Genomic DNA, 4,964 nt, shown 5'->3' with positions numbered 1-4,964 from the left:
CGATCACCTTTAAATGAGATGGCGATTACACAGAATCGTGGACAGGCTCCTTTCGCGATAGACAAATCGTAGGTATTGGTTGGTCGCAGCTTGCTCCTTTGGTTAAACCTGGTCTGTCCCGAGCGCAGCTACTCGCGTTATATCAGAAAGCCGATCCGTTATCCAAGCTGGGGACTGCCCGTTCGGGCGCATCCCAAGTCTGGCGTTTTGTGAATGAGATCCAGAAGGATGACTGGGTAATTACTTATTCCCCTGCGAACCGTACTTACCTATTAGGTAAAGTCATATCCGACTTCCAGTACCATCCTGAATGGGTTGAAGAAGGAATGGGGATTGCTCGTCAGGTAAAATGGAACGGTGAAGAAATTGACCGTGACAGATTGTCTGCTGCTACCAAAAATACATTGGGCTCCACGTTAACTGTTTTCCAACTTCCTGAGTATGCTTTAGAAGAGCTTTTACTGGATAAGAAACCCACCATTGACGTTGTTACTCAGAATCCAACCACAATGGATGAAGATGAAGCTATTTCTGATCCACTCCGTGATATAGAAACGCAGGCGCGTGAAGGTATCAAGGATCGAGTCAATGCACTCGATCCGAAGGAAATGGAGCATCTTGTTGCTGGCGTTTTACGCAGTATGGGATATAAAACGCAGGTCTCTCCTGTGGGGCCTGATCGTGGGAAAGATATTATCGCTTCACCTGATGGTTTTGGGTTTGAGAATCCACGTATTGTCGTTGAGGTAAAACATCGTAAAGGACAGATGGGAAGTCAGCAGATTCGCAGCTTCATTGGCGGTCGTCATAAAGACGATCGTGGGCTTTACGTCAGTACAGGTGGGTTTACCAAGGATTCTCGTTATGAGGCCGATCGTTCGACAATACCTCTGACTCTCTGGACGCTTGACGACCTTGTCCGGACGCTTATTGAGAACTACGAGCAAGTTGATATTGAGACCAAACTTTTGGTTCCTCTGAAGAAAACATTCTTACCTGCTTAGCCCTTGTCTTGGCCGCCATATTGGTGTTGTACTGATATGGTTTTATACCCGCTGGCAGTGTCTGATTTTTGTACGGATTTTCGTTTGTGGGTACAAGTGCGAGTACAAACATCTATTGCTATAAATAAAAAATATTGATATCAGTAAGTTGACTGATATCTGCGAGTCCGGCCTTCCCATCCTATGAAGATCAAGTCACCTCAGGGTGGCTTTTTTTATGTCCATAATCGTCCAGAAACGTCCATATATATCTGTAAAATAAAGATTTTAATTTAATTTTCTTCTCTGCGATTTTGTCTGTTTTATCCACGGTGGCCTTTTTTCGTCTATTGACATCCAGCTGATTTGGGGGTCAAGATGAGGGTCAATTCACTTCGATTATGAGTTGACCCCATCAACGATGCAGTGCGGCACTGGGGTATGACACCATCGCCGAAGTCCGCGAGCTTGGTTTCCGCACGATGGCCTGTAGCGCACTGGTTGAATCCGGACGGCGATGCAAGGAAAAGCTGACGATCTCGGCGGCGGTGTCTATAAAAAACGGCTGAATCAGAATCGCGATCGCGCCATCATACCGGCGAAAGGTGAACAGCATTGGTTTTACACGTTCCTGTATGCCAAGCAGGATATGGCGAATATCGATAATCGCGAACTGGCCGGATTCCGCGAATTAGCGAGGCACTATGCTGTCCTTACCGATGAAAAGATTACGGCACTGATTAAGAGTAAAGAACTGGTGGAAATTTGCCATGACCGCAAAAAGTAAATTCAAGAGTCCTGCATTTGAAGCTATCCACAGCTCGGCTTCTGGATTATTCAGCGTCGACGCCATCCCACAGGAAACGATGCGCAACTTTGACAAAGCGTGCCTCAACAGCGTGGACGAGTTTCAACCCCTTGAGATTAAGGCACTGCGCGAGAAACTGAACGTCAGCCAGCCGGTTTTCGCCCGCTACCTGAACACCAGTGTATCAACCGTACAGAAATGGGAAAGCGGCGTAAAACGCCCCAGCGGATTATCGCTGAAACTGCTTACGGTGGTGCAGAAGCATGGGTTGGAGGTGTTGGGCTGATTGCCTTGTACTGGCTTATTCTTGAGATGACGTTTTAGAGAGAGGTACACTAATTCTGACGGACTGCTTAGTGCCAATGGCGGAAGTCGCTGATATTAATCTTGGTTAATCAACGGAAGCAGATAACAGTGCATCTAATTCGATTACAAGCACACCTGTTATACAGTTTATTCCCAGCCCTCAGACCTTTTTGACAAGGTGCGAAAATAACCTTCCTCGTTGAGGTACGATACATCATGAAGAATAAAACCTCCGCACATTAAACCTCAGGGACAATAACAAAATGTAATGTGGCGTCACTTCTTATCAACTTGATATCCTTTTTCAAACTAGCCGGATTTTGTATTAAATGATCAGGATCGTACACAAAAAATATAATATCTTTGCAAGCAGGATGTGCTTGATAACGATGGAGATCAGAAATAATTTGGTCCGCTAACTTGCCGTCTCTTAATTCCTTCCTTGTCTTTTTGACTTCTATGGCAATACTTTGATCACGTATCAAAAAATCCACTCTTGAGTTTGATCCTAAATAATAGGGAATGGCACTCTCTTTAATTACATCTTCGAAGTTTAATGCCAGTATTGCACGCAGCAAATCCTGAACATCGTACTCGTCGTTGATTGCATAACCGGGGCGATTATCATATCTGTTGTTTAATGCCAACCGAAAGGCATTAAACTTCCTCAGTGTCAGCTTTAACTTTTCAACATCACTTAGTTCTCTTTCTTCAAGCGGATCAGATAGCATATCAAAGTATGTGCCTACAATTTTATCTTCAAAGTCATGTTCATGTTTTGATTTGGTGCTAAAGTGAAGATAAAGAAAAGATGAAAGTAAGAATATCTGAATTAGAGAGAAAATCATCACACCAAATTGAGATATACTAACTCGGTATGTAAAATCATAGCGATACATAGTAAAGTTGTTGTGGCTCGTATTTATGCTCTCCCCCATGGGTACAAGATGCCCATGGACATGCACGTAAGTCGCATTGTAACGCCCAGGGAGGAATGCATAAAAGTCGGTAGGCTTTATTTTGGACTCACCGGAATTATATTTATTAAGTATAACAAAAGTGTTATTATTAATGGATTGGTAATCTTTATCCATCATCGCTTCTACAATGGTTGAGTTTGTGAGATCATATGGCTGAAAATAGTCTGCTATGACAACATAGTAGCTAACTCCAATAGTGAGAACCGAAACTAAGATGCTCAGCTTACTAATGAGAATAAGCTTTCGTAAGAGCAGGATTGCTCTGGAATACTCCCTTACTTCATTGAATTTACTATCCATTTTTTCCTTCAACGTCAGCATGTCTTTTGACGACTTTTATCACAGCAATTTTGTCAGGTCACGTTAAATACTATGTAGTTGACCTGCTCCCCATTGTTTCATACATTTCGATAAGAGTAAGCTTTCGGAATTTCTGCCCTTCGCTCATAGCCGACAGGGTTCAATCAGTGTGTTGCATCCATCGGTTGAACTCACAGCCAGGAGCGGACCTTATTAAAACTAATTAATGAGGTACAGGTCGCTTCCGGCGTCGCCAGCGACGCTGGCTGGCAATGGAAACGAGCATCAATATGGGCTGAGTTCACTCAAAGATTTCTACTATTTGAAACCGTTATTTAGTATGTTTACGATATCTGGGGAAGCCAATGGGCCCTTCCATTAAGCTGGTGTCCTATGGTGAGAATTTTATTCTTTAAGCCGGACCATCAATAAGTTCGGGAGTATTCATGGCAAAGCAACTTTCACCCGCTGGCGTTATGGCGCTTAAAGAAGCGTTGTGTTCAGTATACTGGTACAAATCCGATTTACGCGGCTTTCTAGGTCTTTGCCTTTCAAATCCTGCGGTCCTGAATTCCTTTAACTGGGAAAATTACAAACGGCAGATCGCATCTGATGTCGTCGATTTCCTTGTAGCCAATCCTACCAACCACCTCGGTGATCTCACAAAAATCTGCTACGAACTGTGTAAATTAACAGATTTCTCTCATCTTAAGCCTCTTGATGATGGTTCCGCTAAGGTTGAAAAAGCGCGTAACGCAGTCAATCAGTTGAAGCAACTTGTAGGGACACATCAAGAGAGCAAGCGCGAACAAGATGAAATCAAGAAGCGACAAGAAATTGCAGCACAAAAACTGCGTAAAAATGCAGCTGTTCGCCAGAAACTTGAAGCCATCAAAAACAAATATATGGTGCTAATCAGCTCAAGTGATCCACAAGGGAGAGGATTTGAACTTGAACGGATTATGTATGAACTTTTTGAGCTTTTCGACCTAGACCCGAAGGCTTCCTTCAAGAACCTTGGCGAACAGTTAGACGGTGCGTTTACCCTCGACGGTACAGAATATTTGTTTGAAGCGAAATGGCATAAAGAACTTGTTAACAAAGCATCTTTGGCTGCGTTCACTGATAAAGTACGTACAAAACTAGAAAACACCTTAGGCATCTTTCTTTCAATCAATGGGTTCTCTCAAGATGGTGTAGCGGCCCATCAAGCAGGTGGTGCATCAATTCTTTTGATGGACGGTGGCGATCTTATGGCCGTGTTTGAGGAACGCATTGATTTCGTGAGTTTGCTGCTAAGAAAAAAACGTCATGCAGCCCAAACAGGCAACATCTACTTTTCATATTACCAAATGGTTTCTGGTGCCTAATTGGATATAAAGAACCCGCCCAAAAGGCAGGTCTTGCTTTTGTTATTCCAATAGATTTCTGGTCGTTCTGAGCACAGACTTTACCACCCTATTTTTTTCATCCAGTCTGAGCAATTCTCTTTAGCGGCATTTCCACAGTTTCGGTCACTGTTTAACTTTAATGCGCGAATGATCCTACCCACGAATGGTGGACACGCTGTTAAGCGAGTAAAATCGT

The 4,964-nt window shown here is 43.4% G+C and carries 4 protein-coding genes and 1 pseudogene; 4 read left to right on the top strand and 1 reads right to left on the bottom strand.

Going from position 1 to position 4,964, the window contains the following annotated elements:
- Positions 1-65 precede the first annotated feature (65 nt).
- From DDT56_RS24110 to DDT56_RS24095, 3 genes and pseudogenes are all read left to right on the top strand, one after another.
- Complete coding sequence (locus tag DDT56_RS24110; protein WP_136168877.1) at positions 66-1,004, top strand: restriction endonuclease; 939 nt, start codon at positions 66-68, stop codon at positions 1,002-1,004.
- Between the two features lie 484 nt (positions 1,005-1,488).
- Positions 1,489-1,770, top strand: a pseudogene (locus tag DDT56_RS24100) (type II toxin-antitoxin system RelE/ParE family toxin); the annotation flags it as partial.
- Complete coding sequence (locus DDT56_RS24095; protein ID WP_136168875.1) at positions 1,754-2,077, top strand: helix-turn-helix domain-containing protein; 324 nt, start codon at positions 1,754-1,756, stop codon at positions 2,075-2,077. The pseudogene DDT56_RS24100 and the gene DDT56_RS24095, both read left to right, overlap by 17 nt.
- Before the next feature lie 259 nt (positions 2,078-2,336).
- Here the strand turns inward: DDT56_RS24095 and DDT56_RS24090 are convergent, their stop codons facing one another.
- A complete protein-coding gene (locus DDT56_RS24090) occupies positions 2,337-3,377 on the bottom strand; it encodes a PD-(D/E)XK nuclease domain-containing protein (protein ID WP_136168874.1) in 1,041 nt (346 codons plus the stop codon).
- Between the two features lie 446 nt (positions 3,378-3,823).
- Between DDT56_RS24090 and DDT56_RS24085 the strand changes: the two genes are divergently transcribed.
- The gene (locus DDT56_RS24085) at positions 3,824-4,747 is read left to right on the top strand and encodes a hypothetical protein (RefSeq protein ID WP_136168873.1); all 924 of its coding nucleotides are present in this window, start codon (positions 3,824-3,826) and stop codon (positions 4,745-4,747) included.
- Positions 4,748-4,964 lie beyond the last annotated feature (217 nt).

Origin of the sequence: Brenneria corticis (genome assembly GCF_003115855.1) — a bacterium.
Classification (GTDB): Bacteria; Pseudomonadota; Gammaproteobacteria; order Enterobacterales; family Enterobacteriaceae; genus Brenneria; species Brenneria corticis.
Note: the sequence above shows the minus strand (reverse complement) of the source record. Positions and strands in the feature narration are given on the sequence as shown.

Excerpts from the sequence above, each read along its gene's own strand:
- DDT56_RS24095 (WP_136168875.1), top strand. The coding sequence starts at position 1,754 with ATGACCGCAAAAAGTAAATTCAAGAGTCCTGCATTTGAAGCTATCCAC.
- DDT56_RS24085 (WP_136168873.1), top strand. The coding sequence starts at position 3,824 with ATGGCAAAGCAACTTTCACCCGCTGGCGTTATGGCGCTTAAAGAAGCG.
- DDT56_RS24090 (WP_136168874.1), bottom strand. The coding sequence starts at position 3,377 with ATGGATAGTAAATTCAATGAAGTAAGGGAGTATTCCAGAGCAATCCTG.